Origin of the sequence: Flavobacterium sp. (assembly GCF_004295795.1) — a bacterium.
Lineage (GTDB): Bacteria > Bacteroidota > Bacteroidia > Flavobacteriales > Flavobacteriaceae > Flavobacterium.
This window is the reverse complement of sequence record NZ_SEBR01000024.1, coordinates 22,409-48,224: the sequence shown is the minus strand read 5'-3', so window position 1 is coordinate 48,224 and position 25,816 is coordinate 22,409. Positions and strand designations below refer to the sequence as shown.

30 protein-coding genes are annotated in these 25,816 nt (G+C 47.0%); 21 read left to right on the top strand and 9 right to left on the bottom strand.

The annotated features are described in order from the left end of the window. On the top strand, positions 1–274 hold a 274-nt coding region (locus EOO49_RS16635), incomplete at its 5' end, for a hypothetical protein (protein WP_290847741.1). Between the two features lie 177 nt (positions 275–451). Here EOO49_RS16635 and EOO49_RS16630 read toward each other — a convergent pair. The 3 genes from EOO49_RS16630 to EOO49_RS16620 all read right to left on the bottom strand — a co-directional run bounded on the left by EOO49_RS16630 (position 452) and on the right by EOO49_RS16620 (position 2,015). After that, on the bottom strand, positions 452–763 hold the full coding sequence (locus EOO49_RS16630; RefSeq protein WP_290847739.1) for a rhodanese-like domain-containing protein: 312 nt from the start codon (positions 761–763) through the stop codon (positions 452–454). A gap of 99 nt (positions 764–862) precedes the next feature. Next, a complete protein-coding gene (locus EOO49_RS16625) occupies positions 863–1,468 on the bottom strand; it encodes a thioredoxin family protein (RefSeq protein ID WP_290847737.1) in 606 nt (201 codons plus the stop codon). A gap of 4 nt (positions 1,469–1,472) precedes the next feature. Further along, positions 1,473–2,015 (bottom strand): TlpA disulfide reductase family protein, encoded by a 543-nt coding sequence (locus EOO49_RS16620; protein ID WP_290847736.1) that lies wholly within the window; start codon positions 2,013–2,015, stop codon positions 1,473–1,475. 121 nt (positions 2,016–2,136) lie between these two features. Between EOO49_RS16620 and EOO49_RS16615 the strand changes: the two genes are divergently transcribed. From EOO49_RS16615 to EOO49_RS16605, 3 genes are read left to right on the top strand one after another with little or no spacing between them, the layout of a single operon-like run. Beyond that, positions 2,137–2,589, top strand: coding sequence for a MarR family transcriptional regulator (locus tag EOO49_RS16615; protein ID WP_290847735.1), 453 nt, complete (start codon positions 2,137–2,139; stop codon positions 2,587–2,589). A 21-nt stretch (positions 2,590–2,610) separates the two neighbouring features. Beyond that, complete coding sequence (locus tag EOO49_RS16610; protein WP_290847734.1) at positions 2,611–3,246, top strand: NAD(P)H-dependent oxidoreductase; 636 nt, start codon at positions 2,611–2,613, stop codon at positions 3,244–3,246. Positions 3,247–3,272: 26 nt separating this feature from the next. Beyond that, the gene (locus tag EOO49_RS16605; protein WP_290847733.1) at positions 3,273–3,842 is read left to right on the top strand and encodes a YceI family protein; all 570 of its coding nucleotides are present in this window, start codon (positions 3,273–3,275) and stop codon (positions 3,840–3,842) included. On the opposite strand, the gene EOO49_RS16600 is transcribed toward EOO49_RS16605, so the two are convergent. Beyond that, positions 3,826–4,065: a hypothetical protein gene (locus tag EOO49_RS16600; protein WP_290847732.1), complete on the bottom strand. Its 240-nt coding sequence runs from the start codon at positions 4,063–4,065 to the stop codon at positions 3,826–3,828. The genes EOO49_RS16605 and EOO49_RS16600 overlap by 17 nt on opposite strands. Before the next feature lie 431 nt (positions 4,066–4,496). Between EOO49_RS16600 and EOO49_RS16595 the strand changes: the two genes are divergently transcribed. The 12 genes from EOO49_RS16595 to EOO49_RS16540 all read left to right on the top strand — a co-directional run bounded on the left by EOO49_RS16595 (position 4,497) and on the right by EOO49_RS16540 (position 16,592). Next, the gene (locus tag EOO49_RS16595; RefSeq protein ID WP_290847731.1) at positions 4,497–5,897 is read left to right on the top strand and encodes an anthranilate synthase component I family protein; all 1,401 of its coding nucleotides are present in this window, start codon (positions 4,497–4,499) and stop codon (positions 5,895–5,897) included. Positions 5,898–5,932: 35 nt separating this feature from the next. Next, positions 5,933–6,496, top strand: a complete 564-nt coding sequence (locus tag EOO49_RS16590) for an aminodeoxychorismate/anthranilate synthase component II (protein ID WP_290847730.1) — start codon at positions 5,933–5,935, stop codon at positions 6,494–6,496. 35 nt (positions 6,497–6,531) lie between these two features. Continuing rightward, on the top strand, positions 6,532–7,524 hold the full coding sequence (gene trpD / locus EOO49_RS16585) for an anthranilate phosphoribosyltransferase (protein ID WP_290847729.1): 993 nt from the start codon (positions 6,532–6,534) through the stop codon (positions 7,522–7,524). Then, positions 7,521–8,315 carry an indole-3-glycerol phosphate synthase TrpC gene (locus EOO49_RS16580; protein ID WP_290847728.1) on the top strand — a complete coding sequence of 265 codons (795 nt, stop codon included), beginning with the start codon at positions 7,521–7,523 and terminating at the stop codon, positions 8,313–8,315. The genes trpD and EOO49_RS16580 overlap by 4 nt, the downstream gene beginning before the upstream one ends. Further along, complete coding sequence (locus tag EOO49_RS16575; protein WP_290847727.1) at positions 8,312–8,914, top strand: phosphoribosylanthranilate isomerase; 603 nt, start codon at positions 8,312–8,314, stop codon at positions 8,912–8,914. The genes EOO49_RS16580 and EOO49_RS16575 overlap by 4 nt, the downstream gene beginning before the upstream one ends. After that, entirely contained in the window at positions 8,911–10,092 is a 1,182-nt protein-coding gene (gene trpB, locus EOO49_RS16570) for a tryptophan synthase subunit beta (protein ID WP_290847726.1), read from the top strand. The genes EOO49_RS16575 and trpB overlap by 4 nt, the downstream gene beginning before the upstream one ends. Before the next feature lie 164 nt (positions 10,093–10,256). Further along, positions 10,257–11,018: a tryptophan synthase subunit alpha gene (gene trpA, locus EOO49_RS16565; RefSeq protein ID WP_290847725.1), complete on the top strand. Its 762-nt coding sequence runs from the start codon at positions 10,257–10,259 to the stop codon at positions 11,016–11,018. Between the two features lie 120 nt (positions 11,019–11,138). Further along, positions 11,139–11,741, top strand: a complete 603-nt coding sequence (locus EOO49_RS16560; protein ID WP_290847724.1) for a TetR family transcriptional regulator — start codon at positions 11,139–11,141, stop codon at positions 11,739–11,741. Next, positions 11,728–13,065, top strand: a complete 1,338-nt coding sequence (locus EOO49_RS16555; protein ID WP_290847723.1) for a TolC family protein — start codon at positions 11,728–11,730, stop codon at positions 13,063–13,065. The genes EOO49_RS16560 and EOO49_RS16555 overlap by 14 nt, the downstream gene beginning before the upstream one ends. 9 nt (positions 13,066–13,074) lie before the next feature. Then, on the top strand, positions 13,075–14,172 hold the full coding sequence (locus EOO49_RS16550) for an HlyD family secretion protein (RefSeq protein WP_290847722.1): 1,098 nt from the start codon (positions 13,075–13,077) through the stop codon (positions 14,170–14,172). Positions 14,173–14,541: 369 nt separating this feature from the next. Continuing rightward, entirely contained in the window at positions 14,542–16,137 is a 1,596-nt protein-coding gene (locus EOO49_RS16545; protein ID WP_290847721.1) for a DHA2 family efflux MFS transporter permease subunit, read from the top strand. Between the two features lie 101 nt (positions 16,138–16,238). Beyond that, positions 16,239–16,592 (top strand): hypothetical protein, encoded by a 354-nt coding sequence (locus EOO49_RS16540; protein WP_290847720.1) that lies wholly within the window; start codon positions 16,239–16,241, stop codon positions 16,590–16,592. Positions 16,593–16,755: 163 nt separating this feature from the next. Here the strand turns inward: EOO49_RS16540 and EOO49_RS16535 are convergent, their stop codons facing one another. From EOO49_RS16535 to EOO49_RS16515, 5 genes are all read right to left on the bottom strand, one after another. Beyond that, positions 16,756–17,307 (bottom strand): cupin domain-containing protein, encoded by a 552-nt coding sequence (locus tag EOO49_RS16535; RefSeq protein WP_290847719.1) that lies wholly within the window; start codon positions 17,305–17,307, stop codon positions 16,756–16,758. 46 nt (positions 17,308–17,353) lie between these two features. Continuing rightward, positions 17,354–18,112 (bottom strand): peroxide stress protein YaaA, encoded by a 759-nt coding sequence (yaaA, locus tag EOO49_RS16530; RefSeq protein WP_290847718.1) that lies wholly within the window; start codon positions 18,110–18,112, stop codon positions 17,354–17,356. 720 nt (positions 18,113–18,832) lie between these two features. After that, positions 18,833–19,537 carry a hypothetical protein gene (locus EOO49_RS16525; protein WP_290847717.1) on the bottom strand — a complete coding sequence of 235 codons (705 nt, stop codon included), beginning with the start codon at positions 19,535–19,537 and terminating at the stop codon, positions 18,833–18,835. A 385-nt stretch (positions 19,538–19,922) separates the two neighbouring features. Further along, positions 19,923–20,981, bottom strand: a complete 1,059-nt coding sequence (locus EOO49_RS16520; protein WP_290847715.1) for an RluA family pseudouridine synthase — start codon at positions 20,979–20,981, stop codon at positions 19,923–19,925. After that, positions 20,974–21,597: a PASTA domain-containing protein gene (locus tag EOO49_RS16515; protein WP_290847712.1), complete on the bottom strand. Its 624-nt coding sequence runs from the start codon at positions 21,595–21,597 to the stop codon at positions 20,974–20,976. Before EOO49_RS16515 ends, EOO49_RS16520 begins: the two co-directional genes overlap by 8 nt. A gap of 159 nt (positions 21,598–21,756) precedes the next feature. Between EOO49_RS16515 and EOO49_RS16510 the strand changes: the two genes are divergently transcribed. The 5 genes from EOO49_RS16510 to EOO49_RS16490 all read left to right on the top strand — a co-directional run bounded on the left by EOO49_RS16510 (position 21,757) and on the right by EOO49_RS16490 (position 25,804). Then, the gene (locus tag EOO49_RS16510) at positions 21,757–22,734 is read left to right on the top strand and encodes a D-alanine--D-alanine ligase (RefSeq protein WP_290847710.1); all 978 of its coding nucleotides are present in this window, start codon (positions 21,757–21,759) and stop codon (positions 22,732–22,734) included. A 5-nt stretch (positions 22,735–22,739) separates the two neighbouring features. Beyond that, positions 22,740–22,868, top strand: a complete 129-nt coding sequence (locus tag EOO49_RS16505) for a hypothetical protein (RefSeq protein WP_290847709.1) — start codon at positions 22,740–22,742, stop codon at positions 22,866–22,868. Positions 22,869–22,881: 13 nt separating this feature from the next. Next, positions 22,882–23,346: a pantetheine-phosphate adenylyltransferase gene (gene coaD / locus EOO49_RS16500; RefSeq protein WP_290847706.1), complete on the top strand. Its 465-nt coding sequence runs from the start codon at positions 22,882–22,884 to the stop codon at positions 23,344–23,346. A gap of 152 nt (positions 23,347–23,498) precedes the next feature. Next, positions 23,499–25,226 carry a M14 family metallopeptidase gene (locus EOO49_RS16495; RefSeq protein WP_290847704.1) on the top strand — a complete coding sequence of 576 codons (1,728 nt, stop codon included), beginning with the start codon at positions 23,499–23,501 and terminating at the stop codon, positions 25,224–25,226. Further along, positions 25,223–25,804 carry a hypothetical protein gene (locus EOO49_RS16490; protein WP_290847703.1) on the top strand — a complete coding sequence of 194 codons (582 nt, stop codon included), beginning with the start codon at positions 25,223–25,225 and terminating at the stop codon, positions 25,802–25,804. The genes EOO49_RS16495 and EOO49_RS16490 overlap by 4 nt, the downstream gene beginning before the upstream one ends. Positions 25,805–25,816: the final 12 nt, after the last annotated feature.

Sequence of the window (25,816 nt, the reverse complement as noted above, 5' to 3'; positions counted from 1 at the left end):
GGCTGTCAGGTCGCCAAAATCGGTCGTGCCGCGCGCCCTTTTGTTACTTTTGCGGCGAGGCAAAAGTAAGCCCCGCTGGCAGGCGACGAATCAAAATCAAAGCCTGCGGCAGCGCAGCTGCCGAAAGAAGCAAAATGAGCGAAGCTCATTTATCCAGGTTTCGAGAGTGAGAGAAAGCTCCGTGAACACCGAATTAAATAAAAAGAAAAAAGATCGTCTTACGACAATCCTAGCCCGGATGACGGCAACTAGCCTTTTGCAGAAAAAGACGTGATTTTCTTGACTTGAAACAGCGACCAACGGAAGCTCGTTTCAAGACATAGAAAAACCGGCTTTTACAAAAAAGCTAGTGCCAGTTAGCCGGAAAAAGCTCCAAAAAAATTTGAAACAAAAACAGAAAACCATCAAAAGAAAAATTCCCCTGATGGTTCTCAAACTAAAAATGTGCGGTTTAAGGCTCGGTCGTAGCGCCTTGCCACTGCGAAAATCCGCCGACGAGATTGTAGGTCGTCGGGAAACCGAGTTGGTTCATGATCGCGCAGGCTTGAGCGGAACGTCCGCCGGCTTTGCAGTACACGAAATAGTTCTTGTTCTTGTCGAGTTGGTCGACTTCGTAGATGAAGCCCTGGCCTTTGTAGATGTCGATGTTGATCGCTCCGGGAATGATGCCGTCGTTCCATTCGTCCTCGGTGCGCACGTCGAGAATTACTGCGTTCGGGTCGTTCTGGAGTTTTTCCTGCCAGTCGTTTTGGGATAAATCCATTCTTTTAATTAATAATTGATAATGAATAAATAATAATGAGCGGTGGGTGTGATTGACAATTAACAATTATTAATTAATAATTATTAACTATTAATTGAATCAGGCTTTGATCGAGCATCCGATCGCTTTGGTTTCGGTGACTTTTATGGACTGGCCTTTGAGCAAGGCATCGACGGCATTTTCAACATATTTCTCTTTTACGGCCGACGGTTCGTCATAATTGTCATCGATCGCGCCTATGTACTTGACCTCGTTCCCTTTGGCGGTTTTCTGCAAAATGTAGACGTGTGGTGTTTTGGTCGCTCCATATTGCGGATGGATTTTCTGGCCTTCGTCGAAAAGATACGGGAACGCGAACCCTTTTTCCTTGGCACGCACTTTCATCAGGTCAAAACTGTCCTCTTTTTGTTTTTCGGGATTGTTCGGATTGATCGCGATCACGGGATAGCCTTGTGGCGCGTATTTTTTGTTCAGGGCCACGATTCTGTCCTCGTAGGCTTTGGCGTAAGGACAATGATTGCACGTAAAGACGACGATGAATCCTTTTGCCGATTTGTAATCCGATAACGAGACCATTTTCCCGTCGACGTTCCTGAGTTTGAAATCGGTGGCGATGTCGCCTACTTTATAACCAGTTCCGGGCAGAGTGAATGCCGACATGAACGCCACGATGGCAAAGGCGGCAAGAATTTTTAAAGTTTTCATGGGATTATTTGATAAAAGGTTTGACTTGTGATTCGAGTTCGTCGTAAGTGAAACTTTGTTCGTAGAATTTGCGCTCGCCCGTTTTGCCGTTGTAGACTACCGTGGCCGGAATCGCTCCTGACCAATCGGGGTTGACCTTTGGAATCCACGAATTCATATCCGGATCGGCCAAAAGCACATATTGCGATTGCAGTTTCTTCTTTTTGATGAATGGGATGAGTGACTTCTCGACGACCTTGCGCGAATCGAGGCTCACCAACAGCACTTTGACTTTCTTGTCCTTGTACTTTTGGTTCAGTTGCTCGAAAAACGGCAATTCCTTGATACACGGCGCACACCAAGTAGCCCAGAAATTGACTACATAAACCGTGTCGTCGGATTTATTTAAAAAAGGTTCGAAGGTGCTGAAATCGTATGCGTTGACTGTGATTCCGTCTTTTGAGAAAACTTCCTTCGGTTTTGGATCGGATTGGGAATATCCGAAAGAAAATACGCACAAAAGAAACAGTGTCAAGGTTTGGCGTATAGAAAGCGACGTTGATTTCATCCTATAAAATTAGGCTGTTTGAAATCTGTCTAAATCGTATTAACAAAAAAATAACAATGACATTTGTAGCTACAAATAAAAAATCGGCATACATTTGTACCTACAAATTTTGAACTTACAAATGACAATCGAGGAAATCATCAAAAGCAGTGTTCCGATGTCGCCCACGAAACGGGTCATACTGAACATCGGCTACACGCAAACCAGATTGGGCGAAAGCATCCAGGCGGTTTTGAAGCCGTTTGATATTTCTACCGAACAGTTCAATGTACTCAGGATTTTACGTGGCCAAAAAGGGAAGCCCGCGAACATGTCGCTTATACAGGAAAGGATGTTGGCAAAAACCAGCAACACAACCAGATTGGTCGACAAATTGCTGGCGAAAGAACTTGTCACGAGAAAAATCTGTCCGTCCAACCGACGCAAAATGGAGATCGAAATCACGAAAAAAGGCCTCGACCTGCTTTTGAAGATCGACCCGGTGATCGATAATCACGAAACGCTGTACGGACGAAAAATGACAGCCGAAGAACTCAACACATTGAGCCTTTTGCTAGACAAATTCCGCGATTGATAACATCACATTAACATTCTTATGAATACTTTTATATCAGATTTGAACTGGCGTTATGCCACCAAAAAATACGACGCTTCGCAAAAGATTTCAGGCGAAGACCTCGACGTTCTTAAACAGGCGATCCGTTTTAGCCCGTCGTCCATGGGATTGCAGCCTTATAAGGTCGTTATCGTGGAAGATGCAAAAATTCGCGAGCAATTGGCCGAAGTTTCTTTCATGAACAAACAGTCGGTGCTCGAGGCTTCCCACCTTTTCGTATTCGCGAACATACTCGACCTTTCCGGCGATCATGTCGCCGATGCGATCGGACAGATCAGCAAAGTGCGCGGTATTCCATTGGAAAATCTCGAACAGATGATTTCCGGCTACAGTAGTTATGTCGCTTCGAAAGAAATCGTGGAGCGCAATATCTGGACTTCCAAACAAACATATATCGCTTTGGCAAACTTATTGAATGCAGCCGCTGCGTTAAAGATCGACGCTACGCCTATGGAGGGTTTCAACCCTGACGCCTACAACGAGATTCTCGGTCTTGGCGAAAAAGGACTGAGCGCCTCGGTTATCGCAACGGTCGGTTACAGGCACGAGGATGACCGTTTTCACGGATTGGCCAAAGTGCGCAAACCCGAATCAGAATTATTCATCACATTATAATCAATATCTAATCCTTAATTAATCCAATGAAAAATTTCAAAACAATCGCAGTAGCGCTTTTCCTTGCAGTAGGAACTTTGACAGCGACAGCACAGAACAAGGCTGTTGACGTGAAGAAAAGCACGATCAAATGGGTCGGAAAAAAAGTGACAGGTTCACACGAAGGAACAGTCAACCTCAAAAGCGGAACTTTGGTCCTTAAAGCAGGAAAACTTGCCGGTGGATCTTTCGTGATCGACATGACTTCCATCGCCGTTACAGATCTTGAAGCCGGAAAAGGCAAAGAGAAATTGGAAGGCCACCTCAAAGCTGACGATTTCTTCGGAACAGACAAATTCGCTACAGCAAAACTTGACTTCAAAACCGTTCAGGCAAAACCGAACAACGTTTACGCAGTTACCGCTGATCTTACCGTAAAAGGCAAAACAGCTCCCGTGACTTTCGACCTTACTTTGGGAAAAAATACGGCTACGACCGCGTTCAAAGTCGATCGTACGAAATATGACGTGAAATACAACTCGAAAAGTTTCTTCGAAGGTTTGGGCGACAACGTGATCTACGACGATTTCGACGTAACGGTCAACCTCGTTTTCTAATAGCTTTCTTTTTACAGCATGGCCTCGGAGTTTTCTTCGGGGCTTTTTTTTTGAGTGCCTGAGTGGCGGAGGTGCTGAGTGCCTGAGTTTGCTGTGCCGGAAACTGTTCTATTTCTGCGCCTGTTACTGCAACTGCTTCTGCTTCTGCTACTGCTTCTGCTTCTGCTTCTGCTTCTGCTACTACTTCTGCACCTGCTTCTGCTACTGCTACTGCTACTGCCACTACCTTCCAAATCACGGCGTGCCGGCGGCGGTCACACAACCCAATTCTATAATCGTTAGCATACCTGTTTTCCGAACGCGCTCCAAAAAGCCGCCGTCGGGCTACAGGCACTCGCTTTTTGCACGAAAAATATCTGTAAGCGACAAATCCTGAGACGCAAAAGAGCTCAAACAATGCCAGTATCCCTCACGCAATCGGGAAACACGAACAGGCATTTTCAAAACCACATTTTGTCCAAAATCCAAAAAAATCCCAAAAAACTTGCACACCAAAACCACTTGCCTATCTTTGCCACATGTACAAAATGCAACAAAACAACTGGTGGTGGAAAACTTTACGTCGATATTCGTGAAGCGCGTCCGCTATTAGTATTTTCATACAAAAGGCCCGTCAATCACGACGGGCCTTTTTTTATACCTAAAATCCAAGATATGGACACTTACAACTTCCAGACTTTCCACAAAACCGTTCTCGCCGATACGCTCACGCCAGTGGGAGTTTACCTCAAGCTGCGCGACCGTTTCGCCAATTCAATCCTGCTCGAAAGTTCCGATTTCCAGGCCGGGAAGAACAGTTTCTCGTATATCTGTTGTGATCCGATCGCTTCGGTGAAAGTCGAGAACGGCGAGTTGCGACAGGAATTTCCCGACGGAAAAATACTTTCAGAAAAGCTTTCCGCTTCCGACAATCTGATGCAAAAAATCCAGGGTTTTTCGTCGAGATTCGAATTGGCAAAAACCCACCACAAATGCATTCAGGGCGGACTTTTCGGTTATATTGCCTATGACAGCGTGCGCTATTTCGAATCAGTGGAAATCGCCAAAAAAGACGGCGACCTCGAAATTCCCGATCTGCAGTATTCGTTTTTCAGGAACGTCATTGCCATAAACCATTTCCGAAACGAGGCTTATCTGTTCTGCCATTCGCTCGACGAAAATTCCAATCTTGAAGAAATTCTCGGATTGCTCCAAAACAGCTCGCTCCCGAAATACAAATTCACAAAATCGGGCGAAAAGACGGCAAATATTCCAGAAAGCGATTATCTCGAACTCGTCGCGAAAGCCAAATCGCATTGCCAGCGCGGCGACGTTTTCCAGCTTGTGCTTTCGCGTCGGTTTTCACAAGCGTTCAAAGGTGACGATTTCAACGTTTATCGCGCCTTGAGAAGCATCAATCCGTCGCCTTACCTTTTCTTTTTCGACTACGGGAACTTCCGCATTTTTGGGTCTTCGCCCGAAGCGCAACTCGTCGTCGAGAACGGAAAAGCCGAAATCCATCCTATCGCGGGAACTTTCAAACGCACCGGAAACGACGAAGAAGACGCGATTTTGGCGCGCGCACTGTCTGAAGACAAAAAGGAAAACGCCGAACACGTCATGCTGGTCGATCTGGCCAGAAACGATTTGAGCCGAAATGCATCCGAAGTAACCGTCGAGAAATATGCCGAACTGCAGTTTTTTTCGCACGTAATCCACCTTGTATCCAAAGTCACTGGAAAACTCAAGAACCAGAACGGAACGTTGCAAGCCGTCGCCGACACTTTTCCGGCCGGAACACTGTCGGGAGCGCCAAAACACCGCGCCATGCAGCTCATCGAAAGTCTCGAGAACCGCAACCGGAGTTTTTACGGCGGCGCGATCGGTTTCATGGATTTCGACGGCAATTTCAACCACGCCATCATGATCCGGACTTTCCTGAGCAAAGCCAATACTTTGCATTTTCAGGCCGGAGCCGGAATCACGGCCGCATCTGACGAAAAATCGGAACTTCAGGAAACTTACAACAAACTGGCCGCACTCGAAAAAGCGATTGCATCGGCAGAATCAATCTAAACAAACATTTTTCACTACATTTAGCTTCCTACCACATGAAAGTCCTTATCATAGACAATTACGATTCCTTCACCTACAATCTGGTGCATTACCTCGAAGATCTTGGGGCCGAAATCACGGTTTTCAGAAACGACCAATTCGATTTGGAGGAAGTGGCGCAGTTCCACAAGATTTTGCTTTCGCCCGGTCCCGGAATTCCGGATGAGGCCGGTTTGCTCAAAGATGTGATCCGCGAATACGGAAAAGACAAGAGCATTTTGGGCGTTTGCCTTGGCCAGCAAGCCATTGGTGAGGTTTATGGCGGATCGCTCGTGAATCTCGATTCGGTTTTTCACGGCGTTTCCACCAAGGTAAAAATCGTCGACAGGAACGAAGCTTTGTTCAAGGATCTGGATTCCGAAATCGAGGTCGGACGGTATCACTCCTGGGTTGTCGATGCAAAGTTGCCCGATGCGCTGATCGCGACTTCGATAGACGAAAACGGACAGATCATGTCGCTGCGCCATTCGGTTTATGACGTGAAAGGCGTGCAATTCCATCCCGAAAGCGTTTTGACGCCTCACGGGAAATCGATCCTCAAAAATTGGCTTGAGAGCTGACAGACGAAAATCAGTTCCAATCCAATCAGAATCCCATGAAAACTATACTCAACAGGCTTTTTGGCCACGAAACTTTATCGCAGACCGAAGCCTACGACGTGCTGACCTCGATTTCGAACGGAGCGCACAACCAAGCCCAGATCGCATCTTTCCTCACGGTTTACATGATGCGCCCGATCACGATCGCCGAACTTTCCGGTTTTCGTCAGGCGTTGCTCGATTTGTGCATCAGGATCGATTTGTCCGATTTCGACACGATCGACCTTTGCGGAACGGGCGGCGACGGCAAGAACACGTTCAACATTTCGACTTTGGCGTCGTTGGTCGTGGCAAGTTGCGGCGTGAAAGTCGCCAAACACGGCAATTACGGCGTTTCTTCGGTTTCCGGGTCGAGCAATGTCATGGAAGCCCTGGGCGTGAAATTCACCAACGACGAGAGCGTGATAAAACGCTGCATCGACGAGGCGAACATCGCGATCCTGCATGCGCCTTTGTTCCATCCGGCGATGAAAAACGTGGGACCGATCCGCAAGGATTTGGGTGTCAAGACGTTTTTCAATCTGCTTGGGCCGCTTGTGAATCCGGCCTTTCCGAAGAATCAGCTGTCGGGTGTTTTCAATCTTGAGCTTGCCAGAATGTATGGCTATCTTCTCCAGGAAACCGATGTGAATTTCCGCGTACTCCACGATTTGAACGGCTACGACGAAATTTCGCTCACGGGTAAAACCAAAGTGATTTCCAAAAAAGAAGATTCGATTTTTTCACCTTCCGATTTCGGGCTGGAACAAATCCGCGAAAGCGACATATACGGCGGAAATACAGTCGAGGAAGCCGTTTCCATTTTCAGGAATATCCTCGAAGGAAAAGGCACGAAAGCCCAAAACGATGTTGTGTGCGCGAATGCGGCACTTGCTTTGGAACTCCTGCACAATACCGACAAAAAACAAGCGTTTGAAACGGCTCACGAGGCACTTTTATCAGGAAAGGCCTTGCATACTTTATACCACATCCAACAGTTGACCAAATGAACATTCTAGAAAAAATCGCTGCCAACAAGGCCCGGGAGGTCGAGTTGCGCAAAAAGGTCGTCTCGCGACCGCTGCTCGAGAACACACAACTTTTCAAACGTCCGACGTTTTCGCTTGCCGATGCGCTTGTGACGAGTGACTTCGGAATCATCGCCGAACACAAAAGACGTTCGCCATCGCGCCCGAACATCAACCAGAATCTGCCTGTAGCCGATGTCGTGACAGGTTATGCGAACGCCGGCGTTTGCGGGATTTCCGTGTTGACCGACATGACTTATTTTGGCGGATGCGTCGACGATATTCTCATGACGCGAGCCGCTGTTTCGACACCATTGCTGCGAAAGGAGTTCATTTTGGACGAATACCAGATCGTGGAATCGAAATCGACCGGAGCCGATGCGATTTTACTGCTGGCTTGCATGCTGAAACCTTTCGAGATCAAGAATCTATCGGTTTTGGCGATGTCTTTGGGCATGGAAATTTTGCTCGAGGTCAGAACCAAAGAAGAATTTGAGAGATCGATCTGTCCCGAAATTTCGCTCGTTGGCGTGAACAACCGCAATCTCAAGGATTTTGTCGTCGACGTTGATGTAAGCCACGAATTGGCCGAGCACATTCCGAGCGAGTTCGTGAAGGTGTCAGAAAGCGGGCTCGACAGTGCCGACACCGTGAATGCTTTGCGAGCTTCGGGCTATCAAGGCTTTCTCATGGGCGAACACTTCATGAAACACGAAAATCCCGGTTTGGCCGCTAAGAATTTCATGGAAGAAATGCAAACATTGGCGCGATGAAGATCAAGGTGTGCGGCATGAAAGACAAGGCTAATATGACGGCGGTCGCCTCACTCCTTCCCGATTTCATGGGCTTTATTTTCTGGGAAAAGTCGGCGAGATATTTTGATGGGGATTTGCCAAATTTGTCCGGATCCATTAAAAAAGTCGGTGTTTTCGTGGATGCATCCGAAGCGGAAATTCGAGCAAAAATCGACAGATACGATCTGGATCTGATCCAATTGCACGGAAGCGAGTCGCCCGCTTTTTGTCGCGAACTGAAATCCGGAACGATCGAAATCATCAAAGCTTTTTCGGTCGACGAAGATTTCGATTTTGGGATTTTGGACAGATACGAAGCCAGTTGCGACTATTTCCTGTTCGACACCAAAGGCAAAAACCCCGGTGGAAACGGGTTGGTTTTCGATTGGAAGCTGCTTGCAAATTACGCCGGACAAAAACCGGTCTTGCTAAGCGGCGGAATTGCGCCCGATTCTGTTCAAGCCTTGAAAAACCTGACATTTCCAATTTACGCGATCGACATCAACAGCAAATTCGAGATCGAACCCGGAGTGAAAAACGCATCGGCAATCGCCAACTTCAAAAACGAGTTACAATGAAATATGCAGTAGACAAAAATGGTTTTTACGGAGATTTTGGAGGCGCTTTCGTGCCCGAAATGTTGTATCCGAACGTAGAAGAATTGCGAGAAAATTACCTCAAGATCTGCCAAACCGACGACTTCCAGAAGCAGTTCCGCGATTTGTTGCAAGACTACGCCGGCCGCCCGACGCCGCTGTATCTCGCATCTCGCCTTTCGCAAAAATACGGAGCGAAAATCTACCTGAAACGCGAAGATCTGTGCCACACGGGCGCCCACAAAATCAACAACACGATCGGACAGATCTTGCTGGCCAGGCACTTGGGAAAAACGCGCATCATCGCTGAAACCGGCGCGGGTCAACACGGCGTTGCGACCGCGACGGTTTGTGCTTTGGCGAATCTCGAATGCATCGTCTTCATGGGCGAAATCGATATGGAACGCCAAGCTCCGAATGTGGCCCGCATGAAAATGCTTGGAGCCGAGGTGCGTCCGGCCAAATCGGGTTCGAGAACATTGAAAGATGCCACGAACGAGGCGATCCGCGACTGGATCGCAAATCCTGAAAACACTTATTATTTGATCGGATCGGTCGTTGGGCCGCATCCTTATCCAGATTTGGTGGCGCGTTTCCAGTCGGTTATTTCAGAGGAAATCCGCAAGCAACTTCTGGACAAGGAAAAGCGCGAAAAACCAGATTATGTGCTGGCTTGCGTTGGCGGCGGAAGCAACGCTGCGGGCGCTTTCTACCATTTTCTTGACGATCCTGACGTGAAATTGGTCGCGGTTGAAGCCGCCGGTCACGGAGTCGATTCCGGTGAAAGTGCGGCGACTTCGATGCTTGGAAAACCGGGCATCATCCACGGAAGCAAAACGCTTTTGATGCAGACCGAAGACGGGCAAATCACCGAGCCTTACTCGATATCGGCGGGTTTGGATTATCCCGGAATCGGGCCTTTGCACGCACATTTGTTCGCTTCGGGGCGCGCTGATTTTTTGTCGGCGACCGATGACGAGGCGATGAAAGCCGGACTTGAATTGTGCCGACTTGAAGGCATCATTCCCGCGATTGAAAGCGCGCACGCTTTAGCTGTTCTCGAAAAAATGAGTTTTGATCCGGACGATGTCGTCGTGGTTTGTTTGTCAGGTCGTGGCGATAAGGATCTGGCGACTTACATCAAACATTTCAATATTTAGGAATAACGTTCAAGTCATTTTGGACCATTGAGATCGTTAAGAAAATTAAGGTTTTTCATAGCCGTATTCAGTCAATATAAATTCAGTTAATCTAAGCGCGGATGCACTAATTCCCTAAAAATTAGTTCGTTATCCGTGCAAAAAAATACTTTCATAACGAAACAATGAAAAGACTTTCCAACCTATTCCATTCGGACAAAAAGCTTCTTTCCGTATACTTTACGGCCGGTTTCCCGAATTTGGACGACACCACAAAAATCATTTCCGAACTCGAAAAATCGGGCGTTGACTTTGTCGAGATCGGACTGCCTTTCAGCGATCCTTTGGCCGATGGCCCGGTGATCCAACACAGTTCTACGGTTGCGATAGAAAATGGCATGACGGCCAAATTGTTGTTCGACCAACTGCGAAACATCCGCGAAAGCGTGGATATCCCTTTGATGATCATGGGCTATTTCAATACGATGTTGCAATTTGGCGTTGAAAATTTTCTGGAGAAATGTTCCGAGGTTGGAATCGACGGACTGATCGTGCCCGATTTGCCTGTCGACGTTTACGTTTCGGACCACAAATCGATGTTCGAATCGCACGGAATTCCGATGGTTTTCCTTGTGACGCCACAAACTTCGAACGAAAGGATCCGTCAGATCGACTCGGTTTCGGACGGCTTTATTTATTTGGTTTCATCGGCGGCGATTACCGGAAATGCTTCGGAATTCGGACAAAAACAATCGGATTATTTCAAAAGAGTCTCGAACTTGAAACTCAAAAATCCGCTCGTGACCGGCTTTGGCATCCACGACAAGTCTACTTTTGAATTGGCTACGGAGTTTACGCGAGGCGCGATCGTTGGTTCGGCATTCATCCGACACATCGAAAAAAACGGTCTGGAAACCATCTCCCATTTCGTACAAAATTTCCACTAAAACGTTTGAATCTGTTAAAGAAAAGTTAAACCAAAAACTAAACAAACGTTTAACTTAAACAAGCGTTTAATTTTGCATCGTAATCCGAACGAAGAAATGTCAGAATTGAACGAAAAACAAATGCAGATTTTGCTGGTGGCCGAAAAGCTTTTTGCGGAAAAAGGCTTCGACGGAACTTCCATACGCGATATCGCCAAAGAGGCGCACATCAACGTGGCCATGGTTTCGTACTACTTCGGTTCAAAGGAAAAAATGCTCGAGTCGCTCATTTTGTCAAGAACGAGCGACATGGAACTCCAACTCACGACCTTGCTCAAACTTCAGGTCGACCCTTGGGAAAAAATGGAGCGCCTTATCGATCTCTACATCACGCGCGTCAACAAGAACCGCTGCATTTACAAGATCATCCATTCCGAAGTGCTGAATTCGCAGCGCAATCTTTCGATCCAACAGTTCAATGAAGTCAAGTTGCGCAACCTCAACCTGATTAGGCAGATTGTCGAGGAAGGCCAGAAAACGGGACAATTCAAACAGGACATTCCCGTGCATTTGCTTCCCACGACGGTTTTGGGAACGTACTTCCACTTTACCAACACGCGAATTTTCTATGAGGAAATGCTCCACCTCAAAACCGATCGCGACTTCGACAATTACGTCAAGAACAACCTTATCCCTTATATCAAACAAGTAATAAAAGCCCTGCTCAAAAATGAAAATCAGTAAGATTCTCGGTTTGGTCGTGTTGTTTTTAGCCGCTTCGCAACTTCAGGCGCAAAAGAAAAGCCTGTCTTTGAACGAAGCCGTGAAAATGGCCGTGACCAACAGCAATCAGGCGGTTTTGGCAGACACCAAAGTCACTACCGCAAGTTTCGAAACGCAATCGGTCAAGATGAACCAGTATCCGGATTTGAAGATTTCCGGACAGTACATGCGCTTGACAAATGCCGACATCAACCTCAAAAGCTCGAGTGAATCCAACAGCGGAGAAGACACCCAAGAAGGCGCTTCTTCACCCAAAGTGAACCAATTGATCTTGGGCCAGGCGAATTTGTCTGTGCCGATTTTTTCTGGTGGAAAACTTCGCAACAGCATCAAATCGAGCGAAAACCGATACAGATCGGAACAAGCTAATGCCGCGCATTCGAAAGAGCAAGTCGCGATGGAAGTCGTGCAATATTACGCCGATCTTTACAAAGTGCAGAAGTCGATCGAACTCTTGCGCGAAAGCATCAAAAGCCAAAAACAGCGCGTGACCGATTTCACCAACATGGAAGAAAACGGACTCATCGCAAGAAACGATCTGCTCAAAGCCCAATTGGCGCAATCCCGCGTTCAGATTTCACTCGACGAAGCCGAAAAGAACGAACGCGTGATCAACTACTATCTCGTGACATTGCTGAAATTGCCGGCCGGAACGCAAATGCAGGTTACGCCCGAGAACATCGACCGCGACGTTTTCGAGATGCGTTTGAATTCCGAAGGTCAGGCGATCGAAAGCCGAAAAGACCTCGAGGCTCTGAGCTATGCCAAAAAGGCTTCCGAGGACGAGGTTAAAGTGGCCAAAGCCGATTATTATCCAACGTTGGCACTTACCGGCGGTTACATCTTCGCCGATCTGCAGAATGTCGTGAGAATCGAGAACGCTATGAATGTTGGTGTCGGGCTTTCTTACAACATCAGTTCGATCTTCAAGAACGGAAGTTCGGTCAAGGCCGCAAAAAGCCGCACTGCCGAACTCGAGCAACAACAGGCGATTTTGACAGACGAGATCAAACAGGAAGTCGTTCGTGCCAACGAAGACTATCAACTTTCGCTCAAACAGGACAAGGTTTACAACGAGGCTGTCGGTCAAGCCGATGAGAATTTCAGGATCGTCAAGGACAAATATGACAACGGGCTCGTCGATACGAACGATTTGCTCGAAGCCGACGTAGACGATTTGAACGCCAAGATAAACGTCGCTTATTCCCAAGCCAACATCGTCCTTAAATATTACGAGCTTCTCGAAGCCAACGGACAATTAACCCAATCATTCAAACTCAACTAATATTTCGTCATGAAAGAAGAGAAACAAGTCGAAAAGAAAAAGACAAACAAGAAATTCATGTTGATTTTCGGAGTGCTGATCCTCGTGGGCGGAACTTTCGGGATCTACAAATACATCCATTCCCTGTCTCACGAATCTACTGATGACGCACAGATCGAGAAGAACATGAACCCGATCATTCCGCGTGTTTCCGGTTATGTGACCAAGGTTTTCGTGAAGGACAACGATTACGTGAAAAAAGGCGATACTTTGTTTACGATCGACGACAAGGATTACGTGGTTCGCGTGGAAGACGCCAAAGCGGCCTTGCTCGCTGCCGAAGGGAATTTCGCGGTTTCGAAAGCCGATGTGGGAAGCGCTTCTGCCGGAGTTTCGGTTTCGGAAGCCAACGTGCAAAGTGCCGGCGGAAACATCGAATCGGCGAAGATTAGATTGACCCGCGCACAACAGGACTACGACCGATACAAGATTTTGTACGACAAGCGTTCGATCACCAAACAGCAGTTCGAGCAAGCCGAAGCGGTTTTCCTCGAAGCCAAAAACCAGGTGAAAATCCTGCAAGACCAACAACGCGCGAGTTCTTACCAAAAATCGGTGAGCCAGGCCAGAAGTACGGTTTCAGGCAAGCAGACCGAAGTTGCCGCGGCGAACATCGAGCGTGCAAAAGCGGCTTTGGCGGCTGCCCAATTGAACGAAAGCTACACGATAGTCACGGCGGCGGTCGATGGACAGGTTTCGAAGATCAACGTGCAACCGGGACAACTGGTCGCCCCGGGACAATCTTTGTTCTACATCATCAACAATCAGGAAACTTGGGTTGTGGCCAACTTCAAAGAAACACAGTTGAACAAAATGGTCATTGGGCAAAAAGTTACCGTGAAAGTCGACGCTTATCCCGATACCGAATTCGAAGGTGAACTGGTTTCTTTCTCGCCTGCTACCGGAGCTCGTTTTTCGTTGCTTCCGCCCGATAACGCGACTGGAAACTTTGTGAAAACCGTGCAGCGTCTGCCTGTGAAAATCGCTTTGAACAATAAGGAACAAGCCGAGAAACTCAAGAGTTTGCGTCCCGGGATGAATGTTGAGGTCGATGTGCATTTGAAGTAAAGGGATCCTGAGTGAAAAAGTACCTGAGTGCCTGAGTTTTTTTCCGAGTCACAGACTCGGTCACACGCCTCGCGAAGTTAAAAACTTCGCTCCCAAGCAAAAAAGCAAACTCAAAGCCAACCCGCTCTGGACATTTGCCGACCAAAGAACATACAACAAATAGTTTCGAACAAAGAACAATTCCCAGCCCGGATGCAAGTGGTTAGCCTTTCGCAGAAAACAACCTGGTTTTGTTCGCGCCCAAAAGCGACCGCAGGAAGCTCTTTGGGCGCGTTACAAAACCGGTTGTTTGCAAGAAAGCTAAAAACGGGCAGCCGGATAAAGCTCAATTATCAATTATTGATTAATAATTATTAATTACCAATCACAATGTCTGCCCAAACCATTACCCAAAATCCCGACGACCTCGTAGAATACGGCTTTCGGCGCGTGATCATCACCGTTACGGCTGTCATGTGCGCCTTGCTCGAGATTGTCGATACGACTATAGTGAACGTGGCTTTGACACACATGCGAGGTTCACTTGGCGCGACCTTGACCGATGTTGCCTGGGTTATCACGGCCTACGCGATCGCGAACGTCATCGTGATTCCTCTTACTAGCTGGCTTTCGCAACAATTCGGGCGTCGCAACTATTTCGCGGCCTCGATCATCATTTTTACCATAGCCTCATTTCTCTGCGGAAACGCAACAAACATTTGGGAACTCGTCGCCTTCCGCTTCATTCAGGGAATGGGAGGCGGTGCGCTTCTCGTGACGGCACAAACGATCATTACCGAATCTTATCCGTTGGCAAAACGCGGGATGGCGCAGGCGATTTACGGGATGGGCGTGATCGTCGGCCCTACGCTTGGTCCGCCGCTTGGCGGTTGGATTACCGACAACTGGGATTGGTCGTGGATTTTCTACATCAACATCCCGCTGGGAATCATCGCGACTTTCCTCACGCTTACTTTCGTGAAAAGTCCGAAATATGCCGAAAAACTCAAGGCGAGCCAAGTCGATTGGTGGGGCATCGTTTTCCTGATTTCTTTTATCGGATCGCTTCAGTTCGTGCTCGAACACGGACAACAGGATGATTGGTTCGACGAGCCGCTGATCGTGATCTTGAGCATTGTTTCGGTTTTGGGATTACTTGCTTTCATTTGGCGCGAGTTGACTTACAAATATCCGATCGTGAACCTCAGCGTTCTCAAGGACAGCAATTTGCGCGTCGGAACCGTGATGTGTTTCATTCTCGGATTCGGGCTTTATGGATCGACTTTGGTAATTCCAATCTACACACAACAGATTTTGGGTTGGACGGCGACAGAAGCCGGGTTATTGCTGATTCCGGGCTCGCTTACGACCGCATTCATGATGCCTATCATCGGAAAAATGATCCAGAACGGCGTGCCGCAAACACGATTGGTCGCCATCGGATTCGGGGTTTTCTTCCTTTTCACCTTCTGGATGTACAACGTCATGACGCCTGACACGGGAGCCGAACACTTCTTTTGGCCGTTGATCATGCGCGGAATCGGACTTGGACTGCTTTTCGTACCGATTACCACCATGTCGCTTTCGACCTTGAAGGGAAAACATATCGGGGAAGGCGCTGCTTTCACCGGAATGATGCGTCAGCTTGGCGGCTCTTTCGGAATCGCGATCATCACGACTTTCATCACGAGATTCACGCAATCGCACAGAGTCGACCTTGTGGCCAATCTCGATCCTTCGAGACCGAGCGTCGCTACTCGCGTTTCCCAAATACAGCAAGGTTTTGAGGCTAAAGGTTTCTCTTTCAACGAGTCGCTTCAAAAAGCGTATCAGGCCTTGGAAGGCGCGGTCATGAAACAGGCGACAGTCATGTCTTACATGGATATTTTTCTTTACCTCGGACTGTTGTTTTTGTGCTGTATTCCCGTAATTTTGCTGGTGAAAAAGAGCAAGAACAAAGTCGATATGTCAGAGGCAATGCATTGATTTTCAGCCTCCGATGTTAAAAAATAATGACCAAAAAGTTATTCCGGCTTTAATTTTTGCCTATATTTGAGATTCCTCCAAGACAAAAAAACAACCAACAAATGGGACTATTCGGAAACAATATCAAGAAAATTATCCGCGAGGTCCGCAGGATGAGTGAGTATTATTCGAACGACCTCAGCAAAGAGATCAACGAATCGTTCGAAGACCTGAAGTCGGAATACGACCAAAACAGCAACGTAGTTCCGGAGTTTATGGAATTCGTGAATCAGCTCAAACCGAAACTCGATTCGGCAGATGCGAGCAAATTGGATGTGTTCACCCAAAAGATCTCAAAAGTCGATCGAAACGCCCAAAAAGGTGTGGACGCGCTTTACGAACTCTCGCGAAACCAGCGAAAGATCACGACCGAAAGCTTAAGAGACATCGAAGAACTCGAGCTCGAGTTAAAATAGAGAAAGAACCGTCAGCAATGGCGGTTTTTTTTTGAAATTCCATTTTCCAAATCCCAAATTCCAATTGGCTTTGAACGCTTTTTGGTGTTTGGGGTTTTAGTTTTTGGCTTCGATTCCAATTGTCGAATTTTGAGCTGCAGTTTTGGATTTTGGATTTTAAAACCTATAACTTTATCGGAGCGCCCACGACAGGCGAATCGGGATCGATCTCATAATCTGGCATTTTTTCGTAAGTGCAAAGGTATTTGAAAAACTCTTCGTTCTTTCCGGCCGGTTGGTGTATCGAAATCAAACTTCCGGGATTGTTGGCTATCGGATTGGCAAACGTGTGAGGAACGCCTCTCGGAATAAAAACCGTATCGCCTGTTTTTACCGCGAAGATGTCCTTGTCAACCTGAATCAGGAATTCCCCGCTCGAAACGAAAAAGATTTCGTCCTGAAACTTGTGTATGTGCAATGGCGGACCGCCTTTGAAGGCGAACGTTTTTTCTCCAGGCGCGACAATCAGCAGTTCACCTTCCGTATCAGCTGCGGAAATCAGGCATCGACCGATTACGTTCTTGACCGTTTTTTGTTTTCCGTCAAAACGGCTTTCGTTGGCTCTGATCAAAATGCCCTTTTTGGGTCTTTCGCTTTTCTTGAAATCCCAGAACTTCGCCAAAGCCAATCCAGGAAGCGACAAAAGCGTCGTAAGTACGAAATTCCTTCTTTTCATCTTTCAGTCGTTTCCCGAAAGATACCGTATTATCCTCAATGTTAGATCATCTGGTAAAAACCAAACTATTTCCGGTAGACAAATTCGCGTCAAACGAGTATCCGTCATAATTGAAGCCCTTCAAATCGTCGACGGTTTCGGCATTCGTATCGATGATGAAACGCACCATCATGCCTCTGGCCTTCTTGGCAAAAAAGCTGACAATCGACAGTTTCCCGTTTTTATAATCCTTGAATTCGGGCGTTATCACGGGCACCTTGAGCGCTTTTGTATCGATGGCAGAAAAATATTCGTTGCTGGCCAGATTCACGAAAAGTTCTCCTTTTTTGAGTTCTTTGTTCAGCGCTTTGGTAAGCGTTTCTTTCCAGAAAGCATACAAGTTTTTATCCTCGCCGATAGGAAGTTGTGTGCCCATTTCGAGTCTGTAAGGTTGGATCAGATCTAGCGGTTTGAGCAATCCGTAAAGTCCCGACAGGATTCGCAGTTTGTGTTGCAAGTCGTCTATTTTATCGGCAGGAATCGTGTACGCATCAAGCCCGATGTAAACGTCACCGTGAAAAGCATACATTGCCGGACGCGCATTTTCGGCTGTGAACGGCGTTTTCCAGGCCTTGTTCCTTTGCCAGTTCAGATCGGCGAGCTTGTCTGAAATGTCCATCAATTCCATGAGTTCTTTCGGTTTTTTGGACTTGAGCTCCTTGTGGACTTTTCGGCTTTGGGTCAAAAACGCCGATTGCGTGTGGCGTTTTGATGGAAGTTCAGATTCGAAATCGAGTGTTTTGGCTGGGGAAATGACGATTTTCATTGGTTTGGATTGTTTGGCTAAGATACGAAGTGTGGCAATTTCGGTTTTGCTTCGGATGCTACAAATTTCCTTTTCCTCCACGGATTTTTTGCCGCGGATTTTTTGCCATACTTCGCTTTCGTCCAGTTCGTTTTGATCGGACAACTCGTGTCTGCAAATCTCTGCGGCTTAAAAAACTATTCGCCAAAGATTACTTTTCAGCCGCGAATTCGCGAATTTCATCTTCTGATTTGAAAACGAATTCGCCAATTAGCGGTAAAAAAGATTTGCCCTATCAAAATCCGCAGACAAAAAATCCATTCGCCAAAGATTATTTTTCAGCTGCGAATTCGCGAATTTCATCTTCTGATTTGAAAACGAATTCGCCAATTAGCGGTTAAAAAGATTTGCCCTATCAAAATCCGCAGACAAAAAATCCATTCGCCAAAGATTACTTTTCAGCCGCGAATTCTCGAATTTCATCTTCTGATTTGAAAACGAATTCGCTAATTAGCGGTTCAAAAGATTTGCCCCATCAAAATCCGGAGATAAAAAATCCATTCGCCAAAGATTATTTTTCAGCCGCGAATTCGCGAATTTCATCTTCTGATTTGAAAATAATTCGCCAATTCGCGGTTAAAAAGATTCATCCTTAAAATCGGCGGACAAAAAATAATAACGACTTGCCGCGGACTTTCCAACCGCAAGCATTTCCTTTGAAGTGAAAAATAGGTGGAAACGTTATTTTTTCTCGGTATAAATCCGAAGCAAAGCCAAGGCTAGATTCGGTTCAATCCGATGGATCGTGCCGGTGTTGATGCTGATTCCGCCGCCACCGCCCGCAGTAATTCCAACTTGGTTCACGCCAATTCCCGAGAATCCGAAAAACGAGGAATAACCCGACGCATTTCGCTTGACCCAAACCGCCATTCCCGTGATTCCGCCTTTTACGATCTTGATTTCCTTATTTTCGGGAATGTCGAATTGCTGGAATTTGCCGCTTTCGATCTCGTACTTTTTGCCGTCGAGTTTGTAGCCCTGCGATTTGTTATCAGACAAGTCCGGACTTCCGAAGATGAAAATCCTGTTGGCCGGAATATTCAGGAAATTCCGGTCGAAAAAATCGCCTTCGACAAAATAAACCGACAACACGAGTTCGCCATTTTCGGCATCTGTTTTTTGGAAACTCTCGAATTTGAAAGCCGTCGCTCCTACTTTTTGGGCACTCGCCTTGATGCTGTTGAACAGGCCCGAAACGTCTTTGAGTTCGCCGGTCGCTTTGATTTTTCCAACGTAAACCACGTCCGCTAAATCGGTCTTGTCGTCTATGTAGATGAAGATTTGGTATTCTGGTTTTTGGATGGTGTCGGCTTTTTCTAGAAACACAACTTTTTGGGATTTTGCCGCGAATGATGCGAAAAGCGTTAGCAACAACAAGTATTTCATGGCCGATGTTTTCCGTAAAGATAATACGGTTGCAGGTTTTTCGTCCCGATATTCCTTGCTTCTGATTTTTGGCCAACGATTTCACGGATCTTCACCGACCCGGATGTCTATTTTCGTCAATCGTATTTCACGAATTGCGATTTCTCATTGCTCGCGTTCCAGATTCAAAAGATTTTGCCCGTAATCGATTCGTGCATTCGTGGCCAAAATTTTCATATGGTTTTGGCCACGAATGCACGAATTTGTTTTGCGGAGTTCCGTATGTACTGAATTGGCAGCTCATCCGCGGAAGCCATAAGAAATAAAGACCTTAATGTTCCTAATGGTCTTAATGGTCTTAATGGTCTTAATGGTCTTAATGGTTCAAAAAAACTAAAATGTAAGATCAGTCTTCCTCGTCCTCAAAATCGACCTTCGCAGCAGAAGAATAAGTGCGCCATTTCTCGATTAAGGCTTTCATGTCGGCCGGCAATTCCGTATCGAAACGCATCCATTCGCCCGTTACCGGATGTTTGAAACCCAAAGTCTTGGCATGCAACGCCTGACGCGGACAAACCTTAAAGCAGTTATCGACGAATTGTTTGTATTTGGTGAAAGTCGTTCCCTTGAGGATTTGCGAGCCGCCGTATCGTTCGTCGTTGAAAAGCGTGTGCCCGATGTATTTCATGTGCACGCGAATCTGGTGCGTGCGGCCGGTTTCGAGTCGGCAAGAAACCAAAGTCACGTAACCCAGACGCTCGAGCACTTTGTAATGCGTGACGGCCGGTTTCCCGATGTCTTCGCCTTCAAAAACCGCCATTTGCATGCGATCGCGCGTGTGGCGTGAAATGTTTCCTTCGATCGTGCCCGAATCTTCTTTCACATTTCCCCAAACCAAAGCCACATATTCGCGCTCGGAAGTCTTGAACTCGAATTGGGCCGCGAGATTGGCGAGTGCGGTATCGGTTTTGGCCACGACCAAAAGTCCGGATGTATCTTTGTCTATTCGATGGACCAAACCCGGACGATTGCTCGAATTCATCGGCAAATGCTGGAAATGGTAGACCAAAGCATTGACCAAAGTTCCGGTGTAGTTGCCGTGTCCGGGATGCACGACAAGTCCGGCGGGCTTGTTCAATACGATCAGAGAATCGTCTTCATAAACGATATCGAGCGGAATATTTTCGGGATCGATCCTGTTTTCGAAAGGCGGATGCGAGAGCAAAACGCGCAACACATCGCCGGGTTTTACGCGATAGTTCGATCTTGTCGGAACGTCGTTTACGTAAATGTCGCCGTTGTCAGCCGCATTCTGGACTTTGTTTCGCGTAGCGTTCGGAATGAGTCCGGTGAGATATTTGTCGATTCGCACCAAAGCTTGTCCTTTTGGGACATCGAATCTGAAATGTTCAAAAAGTTCCTGGCTTTCCTCCTGGCCTTCGAGGTCGAAATCTTGGTTACTCATCTGTTTTCGGTGTTGCCGACGATTTTGAGGACGTGCTGTCTTGCTCGTCTTCCTGTTCTTCAAAACCTACTTTTCCGTCTCCGAGTACCAAATCGATCTTGGACGACTTCCAAATCTTGTCGCCGGGCTTGATTTTCTTGCCATTGTAGCGCATTTCGAGAACCATGTCTTTCCCCAGATAGGGCTTGTAGGTGATTTTTCCTTCGACCAAACCGAGCGCCAAAAGGGTCGGAATGGCTTGTCTGTAAGTCTTCTCGATAAGATCTGGCATTTTGATTGACGTGAATCCGGACGAATTGATCTTCACATAAATCTTTCGGTCTTCCTTGACTTTCATGCCCGGAGCCGGATCTTGCGTAACGACACTGTGTTTCGGATAATCCTTCACGAAATCGACGCTGTCCAAAACGACGTAATCCAAATCGACGGCATCGAGTTTTTCCTCGACCTGGGTTTCGGTGAGCTTGCGCAAATCTGGCACCGTGATCTCGTTCCCGTGATCTGTGGTAAAAGTCAGCCAGTGCATGAGCAGATAACCGAGGACGAAAAGGATAACTACGGCGGCCAGCATCTGCAAGGCGAAAACGCGGCTGGTCAAGTATTGTTTAAGACTCATCAAAAATGGATTTGCGCAAAGATATGAAATGAGACCAATGGAAAAAAAGGTTAATTTTGGGGTGAGTGCCGGAGTGCGGAGTGCGAAGTGCCTGAGTTGGCCGTGCATCTGGGTTTATCCGGAAATCCGACACCAACTTTGAACCTAAAACGAATACAGATGAAAAAAATTGCCATTGTGATGGGCGGTTATTCGAGTGAATTTGAAATTTCCCTAAAAAGCGGCAACGTGGTTTACGACTATTTGGACAAAACGCGCTACGTCGGGTATCGCATCCATATTTTCAGGGAAAAATGGGTTTATGTGGATGAAAACAATCAGGAATTCCCGATCGACCGAAACGATTTCTCGGTTGTCGTAAACGGCGAAAAAGTCAAGTTCGACGCGGTTTTCAACGCCATTCACGGCACTCCGGGTGAAGACGGATTGCTCCAGGCCTATTTCGAGCTTTTGGGAATTCCGCAGAATTCCTGCGATTACTACCAAGCGGCCTTGACATTCAACAAACGCGATCTTCTATCAGTGCTGAAACCTTACGGAATCAAGACCGCGACTTCGTTTTACCTGAACAAAGGCGATCATTTCGAGACGTTCGAAATCGTGAATAAGGTCGGACTTCCATGTTTCGTGAAACCGAACAAATCCGGTTCGAGTTTCGGAATCTCGAAAGTCAAGACCGAAGCCGAATTGCCCATCGCCATTGAAATCGCTTACAAGGAAGACAACGAGATCATCGTAGAAAGTTTCCTCGACGGCACTGAAGTTTCGGTTGGAGTGATCGATTATCAGGGCGAAATCATCGTTTTGCCGATCACCGAAATCGTGTCCGAGAACGACTTTTTCGATTACGAGGCCAAATATCTCGGAAAATCACAGGAAATCACGCCGGCTCGAATTTCGGATGAACTCGCGCAAAAAGTCCGCCAGACGGCCAAAAGAGCTTATGAAGTCTTGAAGATGAAAGGTTTTTCGCGTTCCGAATTCATTATCGTCGACGGCGAACCTCATATGCTTGAAATGAACACGATTCCGGGTTTGACTACTGAAAGCTTGATTCCGCAACAGGCTCGCGCCGCCGGGATTTCTTTGGAAGAGTTGTTTACCAATGCTATCGAACTGGCTTTGGCCGGGAAATAGTTGCAGTGGCAGAAGCAGTGGCAGTAGCAGAAGCAGTGGCAGTGGCAGTGGCAGAAGCAGTAGCAGTGGCAGACGTTCCGAAACAGATTGCAGATTATAGCAAAACGAAAGGTCATCCTAAGGGCGACTTTTGACATCCGATACAACATGAGAAAAGCAATATTCCCGGGTTCGTTCGACCCGATCACGAACGGACATTACGACATCATCAAACGCGGCATTCCACTATTCGACGAAATCGTGGTTGCCATTGGTGTAAATGCCGAGAAAAAATACATGTTCAGCCTTGAAGAACGCCTTCGCTTCATCGAGGAAAGTTTCAAGGACGAACCCAAAGTTTCCGTGATCACTTACGAAGGACTGACCATCGATCTTTGCAAAAAACTCGGGGCGAAATTCATACTTCGCGGCCTTCGCAATCCCGCCGATTTCGAGTTCGAGAAAGCCATCGCGCACACCAACAGGCAATTGTCAAAAATCGAGACCGTTTTCCTTTTGACCGCGGCCAAGACTTCTTACATCAGTTCATCTATCGTCCGCGATGTTTTGAGGAATGGTGGTGATTATACTGTTTTGGTTCCGGAGGCGGTTCGGGTTTCAGGTAACAAATAGTTAACCATTAAGTTCATTAAGTCCATTAGGGAAGCCAATAGCAGGCTTCATTTAAACTTGATTTCAATTGGAGAATTAAACTTAATGTTCTTATTGTTCTTAATGTTCTTAATGTCCTTAATGTTAAATGTAAAAGTTTCCGAGTCGGCCCTATGAGAAACATACTTTTCTTAGTATTCCTTTTTCCGATTTTTCTCTTCGGACAAAAACCAGATTTCAAGACGCCATTCGAGAAAGGAAACGGCAACCAATCGGCGACTTATGGGCAAGTCGTGGCGTTTTACGACGACCTCGCGGCCAATTTCGAGACGATTTCAATCAACGACGGACGTCCCGACGACAGCGGCGAATTGCTGCAACTCGTAATTTTCGATCCCGACAAAATCTTCTTCGATCCCGAACACAAGAAAACCGTCATTCTCATAAACAACGGCATCCACGCAGGCGAACCCGACGGAATCGATGCCACGATGGCGCTATTCCGCGATCTGGCCACGGGAAAAATCAAAGCACCTAAGAACGTCATTCTCGCGACGATTCCGGTTTACAACATCGGCGGTTACCTCAACAGGAATTCGACTACAAGAGTGAATCAGGACGGACCCGAAGAATACGGCTTTCGCGGCAACTCGCGCAATTACGACCTGAACCGCGATTTCATCAAAGCCGACACGGGAAATTCTTGGGGATTCGCGAAATTCTTCCAATTGCTCGACCCCGAAATTTTTATCGACAATCACGTCAGCAACGGAGCCGATTACCAATATGTGCTCACCTACATCATGACCAATCACAATCGATTGGGCAAAAGTCTCGGCGATTATCTCAACAAGGAAATGACGCCAAGCCTGGTTTCGGACCTCAAAAAGAAGAAAATCGAAAGCACGCCTTATGTGAATGCTTGGGGCGAAACGCCTGACAAACACGGGTTTGCGCAATTCGACGATTCGCCAAGATATGCCACAGGTTATACTTCGCTTTTCAATTCCATCGGATTCGTAGTCGAGACGCACATGCTCAAAAAGTACGACAAACGCGTCAAGGCGACTTATGAATTCATGGTTTCGACCTTGGCTTTCGCCGATAAAAATTCGGGTGAAATCAAGGCCAGACGTCGCGAAAACGCCAAGGAATTCGTTCCGGGCGCGAAATATCCGATTTCCTGGGCTATCGATTCGGCCAAAGTGGAAAAACTCGAGTTTCTCGGATACGAAGGCTCGTATAAGAAGAGCGACGTCACGACGGGCGAAAGATTGTACTACGATAGAAAGAAACCGTTCAAAAAGACGATTCCGTTCTTCAAGGAATACAAACCTGTAAAAGAAATCGTCATTCCGGAATTTTACGTGATTCCGCAAGGCTGGTGGAACGTCAACAAACTTTTGGCCGCCAACGGAATCGAGTCGAGACGCATCGAAAACGATACGACAATCGAAGTCGAAAGCTATAAAATCGCCGAGTACAAGACGAATCCTAACGCTTACGAAGGTCATTACAACCACCGGAACACGAAAGTCACGTCCGCGAAAGCGACAGTAAAGTTCCGAGCTGGCGATTTCTTGTATCCGACAAGGCAAAAAGGCGTGAAATATCTCGTCGAAACCCTCGAACCCGAAGCCGGAGATTCGTTTTTCAACTGGAATTTCTTCGACACAATCCTGCAACAAAAGGAAGGTTTTTCCGATTATGTTTTCGAAGATCTGGCCGCGGAAATCCTTCGCAAAAATCAAGATTTGAAGTCACAGTTGGATGCCAAATGCGCCTCTGACGCGGAGTTCGCCAAAAACCCCGAAGCGCAACTCGACTGGGTTTACAAACATTCGGAACATTACGAAAAAGCGCATTTGCAGTATCCGGTTTATCGAATCGTCTCACCATGAAAAAAATAGTCGCCTTAGCCGTTTTGTCGCTTTTTATCGGTTGCGGCAAAGAAAAATCGGTTCAAAATACCGAAGGAAAGCCATCGGAATCAACTCAAAAACCACTTGCGATTGCTGACGTAAGCGGAAAAGCGTTCTCGTTCGGACCGGAATTCAATGCCGAAACCTGCGAAATCATAGCCGAATGCGACTGCTGCGGATCGGACTTTCTATTCCTCGACGACTCGCGTTTTGTCGTGATCGCCTATTGCCTCGAAGGCGATTCTTTCCTTAAAGGCACTTACAGAATCGTAGGTTCCAAAATCGAAATGACCTATGAAGGAGAAATGATCGTTCAGGAAACAAATTGGGAAAAAGAAGCAGATTCGACCAAAACCGAGGCACCTTTTTATTTCGAGAAGGCCGAACCCGCGCCAAAAAAAGGGCTGACTTTGAGCCGTCAGCATTGCAATGGCGACCGCCTGATCCTCAAACTGGAAGGCAATGAGAACGATTTTGGCGCTGAAGAAGGAAAGCTCGGGCAGGCAATCGCGCAATTGAAAAAATCAGGAATCTGGCAAAAGCTGGGTTCCAATTGATAATTATTAATT